Source organism: Metabacillus indicus (assembly GCF_046603695.1).
In the GTDB taxonomy this organism is placed as follows: Bacteria; Bacillota; Bacilli; order Bacillales; family Bacillaceae; genus Bacillus_P; species Bacillus_P indicus.
The window spans coordinates 2,424,551-2,439,985 of record NZ_CP176757.1; the positions used below are offsets into that span (position 1 = coordinate 2,424,551).

A 15,435-nucleotide genomic window follows, 5' to 3' on the forward strand; every position below is an offset into this window, starting at 1 on the left:
TTTCACAGATCTTTTGTTTCTATCACACCATAGTGAAATTTTGCTGATTTTCTTTTAAAAACTTGAAAGCCGAGTTGATGAAATGACGGGCTTTTCCAATGATCCTTTAACACAACCCTTTTTGCGGCAACCCTCTTGGCTTCCTTTACGGTGTCCTCCGTTATTGGAGAATACTCACTCAGCGCCCTCAATTGGCCGATTCCATCAGATTCGGTGATAGCTTCTTCAAACATGGGATCGAAGTAAACGACATCGTAAGAATTCGCATCCAGTTCCTTGAGCAAATCAACATGATTCCTGCTTTCAACTTGTATTCTCCGCATGCAGGCATCAAACTCATCCACTCCCGTTTCCCATGTTTCAAGGCCTTTTTCTACGAGATAGGCTACGAGCGGATTCGCTTCCGCTGCTGTTACATTCCCCTTTTCTCCGACTGCATAGCTTGCTGTGATGCTGTCAGAGCCAAGACCAAGCGTGCAATCTAAAAACGTGTCGCCCGGTTTCAGGTCAGCTGCAGCAATTAGGGGATCATGCTCTCCTTTTTGAAGCCTCTTGAGTCTGAACATGGCAGAATTGGGATGAAAGAAAAACGGCTCCGCCCCTCCTCTTTTATGCCATTCCATCCTGTTCTTTCCGACCACGAGTACATCTCCGTGCATTTCTGACAGTGCTTGTATGGACTGTTTCTTCCGGCTGATATAAGCTGCCTTCAGGTCATTTGCTATACCTTCTGCAAGCTGAATCATGGAAGGATTCGTCCTTCCGGCAGTTGTGACAATCACAGGTTTTCACTCCCCATTCAAAGCGCAAGCGCCGTTGCCCCTTACTTCCGGACAGGAGCTCAGCGCTTGCAGATTCGTCATTTTTTCATGACAAAGGGATGCCCGCTTCCAGGCATCCCGAGAATTTTTATTTAGCTGCGTCAAAGGCACCGAGAAGATTTTCCATAATGTTCTCGATCGTATTCCCTTCGATTTCATGACGCGGAATAAAGTGAACAACTTTATCTCCCTTTAAAAGCGCCATTGATGGAGAAGATGGCTCAAGCCCTTCAAAGTAACCTCTCATTGCAGCCGTAGCTTCTTTGTCCTGCCCTGCGAACACCGTCACAAGGTGGTCAGGCGCATTTTCAGCCTGCATAACCGCCTGCGTTGCAGCCGGTCTTGCAAGTCCTGCCGCACAGCCGCATACAGAGTTGACTACTACAAGAGTCGTACCCTGTGCTTTCTCCATAAACGCATTCACATCTTCTTCAGTCGTTAATTCCTGAAACCCTGCATTTGTAAGCTCTGCTCGCATTGGTTTCACCATTTGACGCATGTATTCTTCATATGCCATTGACATTTGTCATTCCTCCTAAGCCTTCGCATGTAGTAAAAGAATACTACAGGTAGAATGACAATTCAACAGACGGGCCCTCAGCGGGTTTTGGCAGGTTCTTTTACCTCTTCAAATGCATCTGTCACCGCACCCTGTGATGCGCAGGAAACAGTTCTTGCATACTTGCCGAGGACACCGCGGTTTCTGAGAGGAGGAGCGGTCCATGTTAATTTTCTTTCAGCAAGCTCTTCATCCGACACATGAAGATGCAGTTCGCGCTTATCGCTGTCAACTGTAATAAGATCACCATTTTTCACAAGGGCAATCGGGCCGCCGACCTGTGCCTCAGGGGTAATGTGTCCGACAACAAGACCATGCGTCCCGCCGGAGAAACGGCCATCTGTCAGCAGTGCTACGCTTTCTCCGAGGCCTTTGCCGACAATGATGGACGACAGGGACAGCATCTCAGGCATACCCGGTCCCCCTTTAGGGCCCTCATAGCGGATAATGAGCACATCACCTGCGGTCACTTCGTTTGACATCACAGCTTCTGTCGCTTCAGTCTCTGTATCAAATACCTTTGCAGGCCCTGTCATTTTCGTTACTTTCAGGCCGGAAACTTTCGCAACCGCCCCGCTTGGCGATAAGTTCCCTTTTAAAATCACAAGAGGTCCGTCTTTTCTCAATGCCTGCTCCAGAGGATAGATGACGTCCTGTCCTTCTCTCAGGCCTTCCATTTCGCGAAGGTTTTCTTCTACTGTTTTTCCTGTAACTGTCAGACAATCTCCGTGCAGAAGCCCTTCTTCAAGGAGAAGCTTCATTACAGCAGGTACTCCGCCTGCTTCGTGCAGATCCTGCATAACATATTTTCCGCTCGGCTTAAGATCTGCGATATGAGGAACTTTGCGCTGCAGTCGCTCAAAATCCTCAAGCGATAATTCTACATTCATAGAATGAGCAATGGCCATGAGGTGAAGGATGGCATTTGTTGATCCGCCAAGCGCCATCACGACCGTAATCGCATTTTCAAATGCCTTTTTCGTCATGATGTCTTTAGGGTAAATATCCTGCTCAAGCATACGGTATACGGCCTGTCCAGCCTCGTAGCAGTCATTTTGCTTCATTTCTGTTTCAGCCGGGTTTGAAGAGCTGCCCGGCAGACTCATTCCCATCGCTTCAATCGCAGATGCCATCGTATTCGCCGTGTACATGCCTCCGCAAGAACCTGCGCCAGGGCATGCATGACATTCGATTTGGTGCAGTCCATCTTTATCGATGTCTCCGTTGTTGAATTTTCCGACCCCTTCAAACGCAGATACAATGTCAATATCTTTATCATTTAAGCGGCCAGGTTTAATCGTGCCCCCATATACGAATACTGCCGGCACTTCAGCGCGAGCGATTGCAATCATGCATCCCGGCATATTTTTATCGCAGCCCCCGATGGCAACAAATGCATCAAGATTTTCAGCTCCGACTACCGTTTCAATAGAGTCCGCGATGACATCGCGGCTAGGAAGGGAGTAGCGCATGCCTTCTGTTCCCATTGAAATGCCGTCTGACACTGTAATTGTGCCGAAAATCATCCCTGCGCCGCCTGCAGTGTTTACGCCTTTTTTAGCCAGCTGGGCAAGTTTATCAATATGTATATTACATGGAGTTACTTCGCTCCATGTAGAGGCGATGCCAATCATCGGTTTCTGGAAATCTTCATCTTTTAACCCAACCGCACGAAGCATGGCACGGTTCGGCATTCGTTTCATATCGTCGCTGATTACTTTGCTCTTGATTCTCAAATCTTTTTTGCTCACTTACATCACCCCGTTAAATTGGTATTGTTATATACTATAGTCCGAATTCTACTGTATTTCAACAATATTCGAATAATTTCTAAAAATAAAATTTCTGCCATTTTTTATTCAGCTGAAATAGTTTTAGGGAGAAGGCCTATACTAGCTACCAAAGGGGTGACTGCTTTGGAAATTGCGAAAGACATAGGTATTGTAGCGGTTCGAATAGTTACCATCCTCCCGCTTTTATTATTTTTCACTCTTTTTATGGGAAAGCGGTCAATCGGAGAACTGCCGGTTTTTGATTTTTTAGCCATTTTAACACTTGGTTCAGTAGTAGGGGCAGACATTGCAGACCCTGAAATTGAACACCTGCCTACTATCGCAGCCATTTTCATGATTGCGCTTTTGCAGAAGATATTAGCTAAATGGAAAGTTTCAAACAGAAGAATGGAAAATCTCGTAACGTTTGAGCCGAATGTCATTATCGAGAATGGGGTTCTTCTGTCGGATGCAATAAAAAAGAATCAATTCACAATCGATAATGTTCTAGCTCTTTTGAGAGAAAAAGACATCTTTCACCTTTCTCAAGTAGAACTTGCAGTCATTGAAGGCAGCGGTAAACTATCTGTCTTTAAAAAAACAAGCGGCCCTGTCATTAAAGAAGCCGGATTTCCATTAATCGTTGAAGGGAAAGTCTTTGACGAAGTACTTGAATTTTTTGAAACTGACAGGAGTTGGCTGGATGGCGAGTTATTAAAGCAAGGTTTTGAATCTACGGATGACGTTTTTTTTGCTTCTATTACTAAGAACAAATTTCTTCAGGTCAGCCCAAAACATGCCCAAGCAGCCAATTATCCTCCTTTCCTAATATAAATCATCAGCAAAAAAAAGCGATTTCTGAGTGAAATCGCTTTTTACTGCTTTTCAGTCAATATAAGAGGCCCATCTTTCGTAATGGCCACAGTATGCTCATATTGGGCTGAAAGTTTTCCGTCAACTGTGCGGGCAGTCCATCCGTTATCGTCCATTTTTGAATACCACGTTCCTGCGTTCACCATAGGTTCAATGGTGATGACCATTCCTTCTCTCAGTCTTAATCCTTTGCCTGGCATCCCGTAGTGCAGAACAGTAGGTTCCTCATGGATGTTCGGACCGATGCCGTGTCCGGTAAAATCTCTCACAACCGAGAAAGATTCACCTTCTGCATACTCTTGAATGGCATGCCCAATATCCCCAAGCCTGTTGCCGGCAATTGCCTGCTCAATCCCTTTATACATGGCCGTTTTTGTGACATCCATTAATTTCAGCGCCTGATCGGACACATTTCCCACTGCATGTGTCCACGCAGAGTCTGCAAGAGCACCGTTTAAATTCACGACAAAATCAATCGTTACAATATCACCGTCATTTAGGGGCTGATTTCTCGGGAAGCCGTGGCAGATTTCGTCATTGATCGATGCACACGTGGCAAACTCGTAGCCTTTATAGCCTTTCTGCTCAGGGACCGCTCCGTGGTCAGCAAGGTACTTATCCACGAAGGAATCGATCTCAAGTGTCGTTACACCTGGTTTCAACAGCTTTGAAACCTCTTTATGGCACAAAGCAAGCAGCTTTCCCGCTTCGTGCATCCGGCTGATTTCTCTTTCGCTTTTTAGAATAATCATCGAACGTCTCCTCTTGGAATTGGACCTCTTCTTATGATCTTGCAGTTGCCCTAATCATTATAAAATGAGGGTTATTCGTCAAATATTCATAGTTTGCAGGATGTTTTTCATACAAACTTTCAGCAGGCTTAGGTTCAATCAGTTTATCTATTGAAAAAAAGCGGCTCGTTTCTGTGACGATTTTTTCCAGAGGTTTTCTGTAAAAACTCACATCAAATGTCTGACCTGATTTTTTCCAGGTGTCATGCAAAAGTTCCTCGCTGAAATAGTTTTTGCACTCAAACAGTTTCCAGTCCATAAATGGATGGTGAGTGGAAAAAAGAAGCCAGCCTGATGGTTTTAGAACTCTGGAAAATTCACTTAAAACAGGCCTCCAGTCTTTGCAGTAATGAAGCGTAAGTGAACTGACAATACCGTCAAACGAGGCATCAGCAAAAGGAAGGGTCTCTGAGAGGTCGTGACAGATCATTTTTGCACGCCCTCCCGTTTTCCTGATGGCTGCTTCAATCATATTGGGGCTGATATCAACGCCCGTCACATGCGCTCCTCTTTTCAGCAGCTGATCCGAATACCAGCCAGCAGAACAGCCGGCATCAAGGATACTAGAGCCGTTCAGGTTTTCAGGGATATTAGCCATCATAGCAGGCCTTTCATAATCTGTATTATAAAGACTGTCCGTTTCGGTTTCATAGATCCTCGCAAGTCGGTCAAATGCTTCTTTTGTCTTATTCGGCATATAAGATTTTCCCCCATCGTTTTTTCATCAAGCGCTAAGAAACCGCGCTAAAATAATATGGCTAAAGTCCAGAATGGGTCTTTGCATTTTAGAAAAAAACTCTGCAAAAAGACTAAATCCACTAAGTGATTTAGTCTTTCGGCCGTCTTATTGCTGTCTGCTTTCTGTCATCTGTTTCCAGACGGAGCCTTTTGCCTCTTCTCCGCCTTCAATCCGTTCGATGGCCATTTTCACTTGAAGGCTGACCTCGAATTCAGGATCGTTTTCGGCCTCTTTCAGCGCGCTCAGTGCCCGCTCATCGCCGACTTCATATAGGAACATGGCTGCACGCCATCTGACGAGCTTGTTTTTGTCTTTAAGGGCAAGCATCATTTCTTCCATCGCTGCCGGGTCACCGATGTCTGATAGGCAGTCGCCGGCGGTTCTGCGGACTGTAACCGATTTGTCTTTCAGGGCTTTATACAGGTAAGGAAGCACAGAAGGCTCCTCGATCATGCCGAGATATACAGCAGCAAGTCTTCGAATCGAGGCCTTTTCATCTGATAATGCTTTATTTAAGACAGGGAGATCGCTCTCCTTTGGATCCATTTGCTCAAGATGCGCATAGCGGACCGTCCATTCCGGATCCTCAAGCATGTCCTCTGTCACCGTGTATGATTTTCGGGCCGGAACCGGTTCAGACTTGTCCTTTTTCAAAAGAGCTTCTGTAAGCTTTGTCAGCCGCTCTTCTGTATAGGCTGCCTGCAGCTCTTCTGTGACGTCTTTTCCAATTTCATCAAAGTCGCCATACCGTACTCCCTGTTCCTTCCACTTTCTTTCAAGCACAACATTTTCAGCGTTCTGCTGCGCAGCAAGAACAGCTTTTTGAAAACGCTCGGGAAGTCCGAACCGTTTTTCAGTCTCGCCGTCAGAAAGCTTTACCTGCATCGGGATGCCGCTGAACATCTGGACGTGGACATTGACCTCGCCGAAATGATCATTGATTTTTGAGCTGGAATCAGCTTTTTCTTCTGTCTCTTCGCCGAATGCAGCACGGACTTTGGGCAGAATCTCTTTCCAGTCGAATTTAGCATTGCGTTCTACTGCCAGGAAGTCCGCTACATGATAGACGCCTTTAACGCCTTCCACTTTGAGAATCTCCTGAATGACGCCGGGTGCACCTTCAGCTGTTTCGGGCTTATAATTGCTGCTTTTACCGCCCGGCAGCTCCTCATCCAAAATGACTTTCATCGTATTTGGGCTCGGTGTCGGTTCAATTGATTTAATATTCAAGCCATGTCACTCCTTGTTTCGTGTCTGCATTCATTCTAACATAGCTGTAATTGCTCTTGCCATTTAGAGAAACCGCACGTCACGAGTTCCTTCCCGGCCCTTCCCATTCAAGATAAAACTGTTTGAGATAGGCAACCATAAATTGATGGCGCTGAAGGGCCAGAACCCTTCCTTCCTCTGTATTCATGAGATCTTTCAGTTTCAGGAGTTTTTCGTAAAAATGATTGATGGACGTAGAACGATCCGAGCGGTACTCTTTTTCAGTCATGCTGCTCCTGACAGGAATGTCCGGATCATGGATGAGGCTGCCTTTTGATCCTCCGTACGAAAAGACTCTTGCTATTCCTATTGCCCCCATTGCATCAAGCCTGTCGGCATCCTGGACAATCTGCGCTTCAATGGAAGAAACCTTTTCCCTGTTGCCCCCCTTAAATGATATGGAAGTAATAACTGCCAGAATGTCACTGATAGACGACTGATCAAGTCCTTCCCTTTCAAGCAGGGCTGCGACTTCTTCGGTACTCATCCGGATATCATCTGACAGCTTTTCGTCAATCACATCATGAAGGAGAGCAGAAAGTTCAACAACAGATTGGCTGCACGCGTATTTTTTCGCCAGATTAACAGCCGTTCTCCTTACTCTTTCAATATGGTGCCAGTCGTGGCCTGTGCCTTCTTTTTTCAGGCGATCCTTTACGGTGCGTTCGATGTTTTCAATGATTTCTTTCAATTTAAGACACTTCCTATTCTTGGAACCAGGATACGCCGGCTACGTCCTCGCCTGTATGTACACCGATTGTTGTGCAGAGCGGCACAAGCTTAACCGGAATTTCGGGAAATTCTTTCGCAAGCGTGTCATGCAGGCGATCGGCCTTGTCGCGTTTTGAGGTGAACATCACCGCAATTTCACGGATTGAATGTGTTTGACTGCCTTGTTTGATTTGACCTGCTATATACTGAAACGCCTTCTTTTCAGACCGGACTTTTTCTTCGGTAGAAAGCGACCCTGACTTAATGCGGATGATTGGCTGAATGTTTAAAAGACTGCCAAGGTAATATTGTGTTCCGGTCATTCTTCCGCTCTTGTGAAGTCTTGTAAGGTCCCCGATCAGCACGTATGTATGGTGTTTCTCCTTCAGCCTCTCAAGCTCAGCAACAATTTGTTCCGTCTCCATGCCTTTTTCGTGCATGAGAACGGCTGCTTTAACCATTCTTGTCAGAGGTTCTGACAGAATGAGAGAATCAATGACCGTAACCGGTATTTCTGCTTCGCCTGCTGCCTGAACAGCAGAAGAGTACGTACCGCTGAGAAGACTTGACAGGTGGATGGAAATCACTTCGTCATAGTCTTCTGCAAGCTTCCTGTAAAGCTCTGCAAATGCTCCCGGCGGCGGCTGTGATGTCGTAATGGCGTTTTCCGGTTTTTTAAGAAGCGGATATAATTCTTCCGGTGCTAGAGTCACACCGTCCAAATAGTCTTCTCCATTGATGCATACAAGGAGAGGCACCCAGTATATGTCGGGGTGATCCCTGATTTCCTGATCAATGCTTGCCGTGCTGTCTGTTACCCATGCAATTTTTCTCCCCATCATCGTATTCCCCTTTCTCTTTAAGCTTTCAAACCCCTATTCTTAGTATTAGTCGAAAGAGTTTAGGATTCCTCTTTTAAAAACTCATTTAATTTTGGAAACAGACGCAGGGCGTTATCGTAAAAGAAGAGCCCGTGATGTTCCTCGGGAATCAGTTCGGTGAACAGGTCAATGTATGGTTTTATCCCTATGAGCGGCCAGTCTGTCCCAAATAAAAGCCTGTCATAGTGATCGCAGTAGGAAAGCGCATGAATGAGGTGATCAAAGAACCTGGTCTTCTTTTTGGCTGCAATCGTCCTGTCAGTGCCGACAAGCAGTCCGGATAAGTCGGCATGCATATTATGGTTTTTATTAATGACCTCAGCACCGTCAAGCACCCATGGGTCTCCAAGATGCGCCATCATGAACTGGATATTCCGGTGTTCAACTGCCACTTCATCAAGAGTGAGGGGGTGGCTGTATTTGAGAAGACCTCTCTCTGAATATGTATCGCCCGTATGAAATACAACCGGAAGGCTGAATGCTTCAGCAAGCTCATAGACTGGCCCGTACACTTTGTCATAGGCATAGAAAGGATAGTATCCGAGATAAATTTTTATTCCGGCCGTCTGGGGGTGCTGGAGGGATTTCTCGAGCATCAGAAGATTTTCTTCGCTGAGCTTATACGGATTAATTCCCTGACAGACGAAAAAATTATTGGGCACACTGCCTTCAATGTCGACTCCCATTGGTGTCTCTGCAGCATTATCCGGAAAAGCACCGCCGGCTGTTTCAGTCACACCCATGGCAATGGCAGCTACAACTCCTGCATCTTCATATTCTTTCTGCAGCCCTTTCAGGGAATAATCCACAAGAGAAACGTCATCCCCTGTTTGCCTAAAGCTTTGAATCTCTGAAATATGCATATGGGCATCAATGATTTTCACTGCACGTTCCTCCTTTATAAACGAAAAGAAGCCGTTATTGGCTTCTTTCCGGCAAATTTACTGCTGCAGCAGCTTCTGAATCGTTTCTTCCATTTCTTTAGGGTCTGTATTTGGAGAAAAACGTTCAACAGCTTTTCCGTCACGATCCACTAGAAACTTGGTGAAATTCCATTTAACAGCCTTTGAACCGAGCAGGCCAGGCGCTTCGTTTGTCAGATGGGTAAACAGCGGATGAGCTTTCGGGCCATTGACATCAACTTTGGCGAACATTGGAAAAGAAACACCATAGTTCAATTCGCAAAAGCTTTTAATGTCCTCTTCCGTCCCAGGTTCCTGGCTCATAAACTGATTACATGGAAAGCCAAGAATTTCAAGCCCCTCCGGCTGATACCGTTCGTAAAGCTCCTGCAGCGCTTTGTACTGCGGAGTAAATCCGCATTTGCTCGCTGTATTCACAATCACAAGCACTTTTCCGCGATACGTATCCATTGATTTTTCATCACCATTAATTGTTTTTACATGAAGATCATAAATACTCAAAATCAACTTCCTCCTTCAGCTATTTTTTCGAGGGTTGTAATGGCATGTTCTGTCATCGCCATCAGATCATCCACATGATCTTCGCTTATGCTCCGCCCGAACTGAACGTGATAAACATGGCTGTACTCTTTAAACGGTACATCATACATCACCTGGTGACGCACGTTAAAGTTAACTCCCCAGTCTTCTTCTATCATTCGTTTAGCGAACGTAAACTCTTCTGGTCCCTTTTCATGAAAAGTGAGGCCAATTTCGCACGAATGTACATCATTTGTTTTCAAAAGCTCTCCAGAAAGCTCCGGGAGGCTCATGGCGAGCCGGAATACAGCAGCTGCATCCTTTGATTCTTTCAGCTGAAATTGAATCTCATACACCCTTGACATCGCCGCTAGGTCTACAAGATCCTTTCTGCCTGTGACTGAAATGCTGCCGTCAAGATCCGCGTCGTAAACAGCACCTTCAAGAACCGTTTTTAAGTTGTCAAATGCAGTCGGATCAAACATCAGAACAGCCCTGCCGCTTTCCCGTCTGCATCTACCGACATGCCGAGTGCCGCAGGCTTTTTAGGGAGTCCTGGCATTGTCATGATATCACCTGTCAAGCATACGATGAACCCCGCTCCAATTGAAGGCTTCAGCTCTCTGATTGTAAGCGTAAAATCTTCCGGCCTTCCAATCAGATCAGGCTGATCAGAAAGAGAATACTGGGTTTTCGCCATGCATACAGGGAGATGGGACCAGCCGTACCCGTCATATTCCTTAAGCTGCTTTTTGGCTTTTGACGAAAATTCCACCGCTTTTGCCCCGTAAACGGTTTTTGCCACTTTTTCAACTTTCGCTTCAATACTGTCGGCAAGATCATATAAATGACAAAACTGATTTTTATTTTCTGCGATTGTCTGAATGACTTTTTCAGCGAGTTCCATTCCGCCTGCGCCCCCTTTTTCCCATACTTCAGAAAGAGCTGCAGGATGGGAATGAGCCGCGCACCAGTCAAGCAGCGCATCGATTTCTTCATCAGCATCAGATTTAAAACGGTTAATGGCAACCGTATAAGGCAGCCCAAACTGCTGGATGGATTCAATATGCTTCGCAAGATTCGATGCTCCTGCAAGCATCGCTTCTTTATCAGGTTCCTGAAGCTGGTCTTTTTTCACTCCGCCATGCATTTTAAGAGCGCGGACGGTCGCTACGATGACGACTGCAGCAGGTTCGAATCCTCCTGCCCGTGTTTTAATGTGAAGAAACTTCTCTGCTCCCAGATCTGCTCCAAATCCAGCTTCCGTTACAACATAATCACCAAGCTTGGCAGCCATTTTTGTTCCGAGAAGGCTGTTGCAGCCGTGGGCGATATTTGCAAACGGGCCGCCGTGAATGATCGCGGGCGTATGTTCGAGTGTCTGCACAAGGTTAGGCTTCAGGGCATCTTTTAATAGAAGTGCAAGCGCTCCCTGGAACCCAAGCTCTCCGACTGTCACCGGTTCCTTGCTGTATGTAAATCCAACGACGATATCGGCAAGTCTTTTCTTTAAATCGTCAAGGCCCGATGCAAGACAAAGAATGGCCATAATCTCAGATGCGACCGTTATGTCAAAATGATCCTCTCTCGGAGTTCCGTTAACAGGGCCTCCAAGACCGACAATGACATTCCGGAGTGCCCGGTCATTTAAATCCATGACCCGCTTCCACGTAATCCTTCTTGGATCAATCCCTTTTTCATTCCCCTGATGAATATGATTGTCGAGTAAAGCTGACAATGCATTGTTTGCCGCTGTAATGGCATGAAGGTCTCCTGTGAAATGCAGGTTGATGTCCTCCATCGGAATGACCTGAGAATAGCCACCGCCTGCAGCTCCCCCCTTGATTCCCATCGTCGGACCGAGTGAAGGCTCTCTCATGGCAATCACTGCTTTTTTCCCAAGCAGATTAAGCGCCTGGCCAAGCCCCACTGTTACTGTAGACTTTCCTTCTCCGGCAGGTGTCGGATTAATGGCCGTCACGAGGATGATTTTCCCGTCTGGAGCATCTTGCTTTCTTTTAAGAAGATCCAGCGACAGTTTCGCTTTATATTTACCGTATTGCTCGATTTCATCTTCTAAAATATCAAGTTGTCCCGCAATTTCCCGGATTGGTTTTATGACAGCTTCCTGAGCGATTTCGATGTCTGATTTATGTTTCATTTTTAGCACACAGCGCCCTACTTTCTGCTTAATAGATTGATTTCACGCACAATTGTAACACAAAAGCAAATTGAATTATTATTCCAAACTTTCTATAATAGAGAAAACTCTGAAATGTACAGAAAGTTGAGGTTCATTCATGCCTATAAATATTCCATCTGACCTTCCCGCAAAAGAAATTCTTGAAAAAGAAAATATCTTCGTCATGGACGATAAGCGAGCGTATCAGCAGGATATCAGACCGCTGAACATTGTGATCCTGAATATTATGCCCGAAAAACAGAAAACAGAAGTACAGCTGCTGAGACTGCTAGGGAATTCCCCTCTTCAGCTGAACATTACATTTATGAGACCTGAAACCCATACATCCAAAACAACAAAAGAAGAGCATCTGCAGCAGTTTTACACAACTTTTTCAAAAATCCGCCACAAAAAGTTTGACGGCATGATCGTAACAGGCGCGCCAATCGAACATCTTCCTTTTGAAGAGGTTTCATACTGGGACGAACTGAAAGAAATCTTTGAATGGACAAACAATCATGTCACGTCCACCCTTCATATATGCTGGGGTGCCCAGGCAGGACTTTACTATCACTATGGCGTAAATAAATATAGTCTGGAAGAAAAATGTTTCGGTGTGTTTGAACATGTCATTTGTAATGATTCTGTAAAAATTGTCCGAGGGTTCGATGATCACTACTATGTGCCGCATTCCCGGCATACGGATATAAAGAGACAAGATATTGCGGCGGTTGAAGAACTCGACATCATAAGCGAATCAAAAGAAGCCGGCGTATGTCTTGTAGCTTCAAAGGATGCAAAGCACGTCTTTTTGACTGGCCACCCTGAATATGACCTCCTTACTCTGAAGCAGGAATACGAGCGGGACCGGGCTAAAGGAGTCCAGACGGCAGTTCCTTCCTCTTATTTTCCAAATAACGATCCGTCTGAAAAACCTGTTCAAAAGTGGAAATCCCATGCCCATCTCCTTTTTGCAAACTGGCTGAATTACTGCGTCTATCAGGAAACGCCTTACGAATGGGAATAAGCGATGGAAAAAAATATCACACAAATTGGATTTATTTGTTAAAATTAAGGTGAATTTAATTTAATTTTTATCTAATCTTTATATTTTGTAAATAATCCTGTGATACGCTTTTAATAGCAGGAACATAAGCGTCCTGTTTATGATTATAGCTGAGGTGAATGCATTGTTAAAAAAACCGAAAGTGTTAATTTTAACCGCAAAATACGGGAACGGACATGTTCAAGTCTCAAAAACACTTGTTAAGCAATGCAAGGACATGGGAATTGAGGAAGTGGTTGTTTCTGATCTGTACGCTGAATCAAACCCTGTTTTTACAGAAATCACCCAATATCTTTATTTAAAAAGCTTTACGATCGGCAAACAGTTTTACCGCATGTTTTATTACGGCGTCGATAAAATTTACAACAAGAAACTGCTGACCCTGTACTTTAAGCTCGGAAATAAAAGGCTTTTTGAGCTGATTGAAAAGGAGCAGCCCGATCTGATCATCAATACATTCCCGATTTTCGTCGTGCCTGAGTACAGAAGACGCACTGGCCACATGATTCCAACCTTCAATGTGCTCACTGACTTCTGTCTTCACAAAATCTGGGTTCACCAGAACATCGATAAATATTATGTGGCAAGCAAACGGGTAAAAGAAAAGGTCATGAGCCTCGGCATTCATCCTGCATCCGTCAAGGTGACAGGCATACCAATTCGTTCTGTGTTTGAAGAAAACCTTGATAAAAATGAAATCTGCCGCAAATACGGGCTTGATCCCAATAAAAAGATTCTGCTTGTCATGGCAGGCGCGCACGGTGTTCTCAAAAACGTAAAAGAACTGTGCGAGTCGTTTATTGAAGACCAGAATCTGCAGACGGTCGTGGTTTGCGGAAACAATGCGGCTTTAAAAGAAAACCTTGAAACGATAACAGGCAAAAATGTTAGAAACCTGAAGCTTCTTGGCTACGTTGAAAGGGTCGATGAGCTTTTCAGAGTTGCATCCTGCATGGTAACAAAACCAGGCGGCATCACGTTAAGCGAGGCCGCAGCTGTTGGTGTTCCCGTTATACTTTTCAAACCTGTTCCCGGACAGGAAAAAGAAAATGCCCTCTTTTTTGAAGAAAACGAGGCAGCTGTTGTAGTCAATCGCTCAGAGGAAGTGTATGAGACTGTCAGCAGCCTGCTGAAAGACGATAAAAAACTTAAGAGAATGAAACGCAACATCAAGCGTCTTCACCATCCGAACTCATCCTTAACCATTATGGAAGATATACTCAGAGAAGCTTCTCTTTTTAAAGAGAACAAATTTATTAAGGCTCAATAAGACCTTCCGGATGAAGGGGAATACACCCCCGGAGGCTAAAAAATGGATACAAGCACGCACATCATCATGGGTTTCGGCCTTGCAGGACTCGCATACGTTGACCCTGCTGTCGGACAGAATCCCGAACTTGCTGCTGCAGTGATGGCCGGCACCGTTCTTGGATCAAATGCACCGGATTTTGATTACGCGGTCAGAGTTTTTAAAGGCAAAGGAATGTACACCGAGCATCACCGCGGGTTATCGCACTCTGTGCCTGCATGGTTTATCTGGAGCTTTCTGCTTACTGCCATTATTCTCGTTTTTTCACCTGCCTTATCAGGCCAGGAAGCGATGCACCTATTCGGCTGGACGTTCGCTGCGGTGCTGATCCACGTTTTATTTGATCTTTTTAACGCATACGGCACTCAGGCAGCACGGCCATTCACAAAAAAATGGCTGTCCCTGAATTTCATCCCGCTGTTTGACCCGCTGATTGTCTTTTTGAACATTGCCGGTTTTGCACTTTGGGCCGCTGGAGAAAGCCCTGGTCTTATTTTTTCTGTTATTTACACAATCATATTGGTGTATGTCATTGAACGTTTCTTCAGTTCCAGAAGAGCTCTTGCACAAATCAGAAACGAACTCCGCGAGTCTTCCGTTTTGACTGTCGTCCCTACGATTCGCTGGTCAGTATGGCAGTTTGTGTCTGAAACAGAATCAGGCTTTACCACCGGTGAACTTCGCTCAGGCAAGGTCAGGCCGGTTCATTCGTTTGAAAAAACAAAGCATGGGCTGATATCAGCTGCTGAAAAAGATCAAAACGTGCGGCATTTCCTTAAAAACTCAAAACATGTGCACAGTATCGTTATTCCTGCTCCTTCCGGATATGAAGTCCGCTTTTTTGACCTCCGTTTCCGGACTAAAAATCATTACCCCTATATGGCTGTCTGCCTGTTGGCCCGGAACGGAACGATTCTCTCATCTCAAACAGGATGGATTCACCAGACAGGAAAGCTGCACAGTACCCTCCTTCCCGGTAACTCATCAGGGACAGCAGGTCTCGACGCATAATAAAACCCC

General features: G+C 45.4%; 16 protein-coding genes. 4 read left to right on the forward strand and 12 right to left on the reverse strand.

The genetic code is table 11. The features are described from left to right. Positions 1 to 2 precede the first annotated feature (2 nt). The 3 genes from ACK1LH_RS12240 to ilvD form a co-directional block, all read right to left on the reverse strand. A complete protein-coding gene (locus tag ACK1LH_RS12240) occupies positions 3 to 782 on the reverse strand; it encodes a class I SAM-dependent methyltransferase (protein ID WP_411333200.1) in 780 nt (259 codons plus the stop codon). A 127-nt stretch (positions 783 to 909) separates the two neighbouring features. Beyond that, on the reverse strand, positions 910 to 1,344 hold the full coding sequence (locus tag ACK1LH_RS12245; RefSeq protein WP_411333202.1) for a BrxA/BrxB family bacilliredoxin: 435 nt from the start codon (positions 1,342 to 1,344) through the stop codon (positions 910 to 912). A 74-nt stretch (positions 1,345 to 1,418) separates the two neighbouring features. Continuing rightward, positions 1,419 to 3,131, reverse strand: a complete 1,713-nt coding sequence (ilvD, locus tag ACK1LH_RS12250) for a dihydroxy-acid dehydratase (RefSeq protein WP_411333204.1) — start codon at positions 3,129 to 3,131, stop codon at positions 1,419 to 1,421. 156 nt (positions 3,132 to 3,287) lie between these two features. Between ilvD and ACK1LH_RS12255 the strand changes: the two genes are divergently transcribed. Next, complete coding sequence (locus tag ACK1LH_RS12255; RefSeq protein WP_411335096.1) at positions 3,288 to 3,986, forward strand: DUF421 domain-containing protein; 699 nt, start codon at positions 3,288 to 3,290, stop codon at positions 3,984 to 3,986. Positions 3,987 to 4,027: 41 nt separating this feature from the next. Here the strand turns inward: ACK1LH_RS12255 and map are convergent, their stop codons facing one another. The 9 genes from map to ACK1LH_RS12300 all read right to left on the reverse strand — a co-directional run bounded on the left by map (position 4,028) and on the right by ACK1LH_RS12300 (position 12,019). After that, entirely contained in the window at positions 4,028 to 4,777 is a 750-nt protein-coding gene (map, locus tag ACK1LH_RS12260; protein WP_411333206.1) for a type I methionyl aminopeptidase, read from the reverse strand. Between the two features lie 31 nt (positions 4,778 to 4,808). Then, positions 4,809 to 5,513 carry a class I SAM-dependent methyltransferase gene (locus tag ACK1LH_RS12265; RefSeq protein ID WP_203287570.1) on the reverse strand — a complete coding sequence of 235 codons (705 nt, stop codon included), beginning with the start codon at positions 5,511 to 5,513 and terminating at the stop codon, positions 4,809 to 4,811. 147 nt (positions 5,514 to 5,660) lie between these two features. Continuing rightward, the gene (locus tag ACK1LH_RS12270) at positions 5,661 to 6,785 is read right to left on the reverse strand and encodes a conserved virulence factor C family protein (protein WP_342822426.1); all 1,125 of its coding nucleotides are present in this window, start codon (positions 6,783 to 6,785) and stop codon (positions 5,661 to 5,663) included. Between the two features lie 79 nt (positions 6,786 to 6,864). Beyond that, positions 6,865 to 7,515: an HD domain-containing protein gene (locus tag ACK1LH_RS12275; protein ID WP_282034115.1), complete on the reverse strand. Its 651-nt coding sequence runs from the start codon at positions 7,513 to 7,515 to the stop codon at positions 6,865 to 6,867. A 13-nt stretch (positions 7,516 to 7,528) separates the two neighbouring features. Beyond that, the gene (locus ACK1LH_RS12280) at positions 7,529 to 8,374 is read right to left on the reverse strand and encodes a DegV family protein (protein WP_282034116.1); all 846 of its coding nucleotides are present in this window, start codon (positions 8,372 to 8,374) and stop codon (positions 7,529 to 7,531) included. Positions 8,375 to 8,436: 62 nt separating this feature from the next. Continuing rightward, positions 8,437 to 9,300, reverse strand: a complete 864-nt coding sequence (locus ACK1LH_RS12285) for an amidohydrolase family protein (protein ID WP_411333209.1) — start codon at positions 9,298 to 9,300, stop codon at positions 8,437 to 8,439. Between the two features lie 57 nt (positions 9,301 to 9,357). Beyond that, the gene (locus ACK1LH_RS12290; RefSeq protein WP_411333211.1) at positions 9,358 to 9,840 is read right to left on the reverse strand and encodes a glutathione peroxidase; all 483 of its coding nucleotides are present in this window, start codon (positions 9,838 to 9,840) and stop codon (positions 9,358 to 9,360) included. Positions 9,841 to 9,842: 2 nt separating this feature from the next. Next, complete coding sequence (locus tag ACK1LH_RS12295) at positions 9,843 to 10,343, reverse strand: hypothetical protein (RefSeq protein ID WP_411333213.1); 501 nt, start codon at positions 10,341 to 10,343, stop codon at positions 9,843 to 9,845. After that, positions 10,343 to 12,019 (reverse strand): formate--tetrahydrofolate ligase, encoded by a 1,677-nt coding sequence (locus ACK1LH_RS12300; RefSeq protein ID WP_411333215.1) that lies wholly within the window; start codon positions 12,017 to 12,019, stop codon positions 10,343 to 10,345. The genes ACK1LH_RS12295 and ACK1LH_RS12300 overlap by 1 nt, the downstream gene beginning before the upstream one ends. Before the next feature lie 139 nt (positions 12,020 to 12,158). On the opposite strand from ACK1LH_RS12300, the gene metA reads away from it, so the two are divergent. From metA to ACK1LH_RS12315, 3 genes are all read left to right on the forward strand, one after another. Continuing rightward, on the forward strand, positions 12,159 to 13,067 hold the full coding sequence (gene metA, locus ACK1LH_RS12305; RefSeq protein ID WP_282034117.1) for a homoserine O-acetyltransferase MetA: 909 nt from the start codon (positions 12,159 to 12,161) through the stop codon (positions 13,065 to 13,067). A 163-nt stretch (positions 13,068 to 13,230) separates the two neighbouring features. Beyond that, complete coding sequence (locus tag ACK1LH_RS12310; RefSeq protein ID WP_411333217.1) at positions 13,231 to 14,376, forward strand: diglucosyl diacylglycerol synthase; 1,146 nt, start codon at positions 13,231 to 13,233, stop codon at positions 14,374 to 14,376. Positions 14,377 to 14,418: 42 nt separating this feature from the next. Further along, positions 14,419 to 15,426, forward strand: a complete 1,008-nt coding sequence (locus tag ACK1LH_RS12315) for a metal-dependent hydrolase (RefSeq protein ID WP_029280428.1) — start codon at positions 14,419 to 14,421, stop codon at positions 15,424 to 15,426. The last annotated feature ends 9 nt before the right edge of the window (positions 15,427 to 15,435 follow it).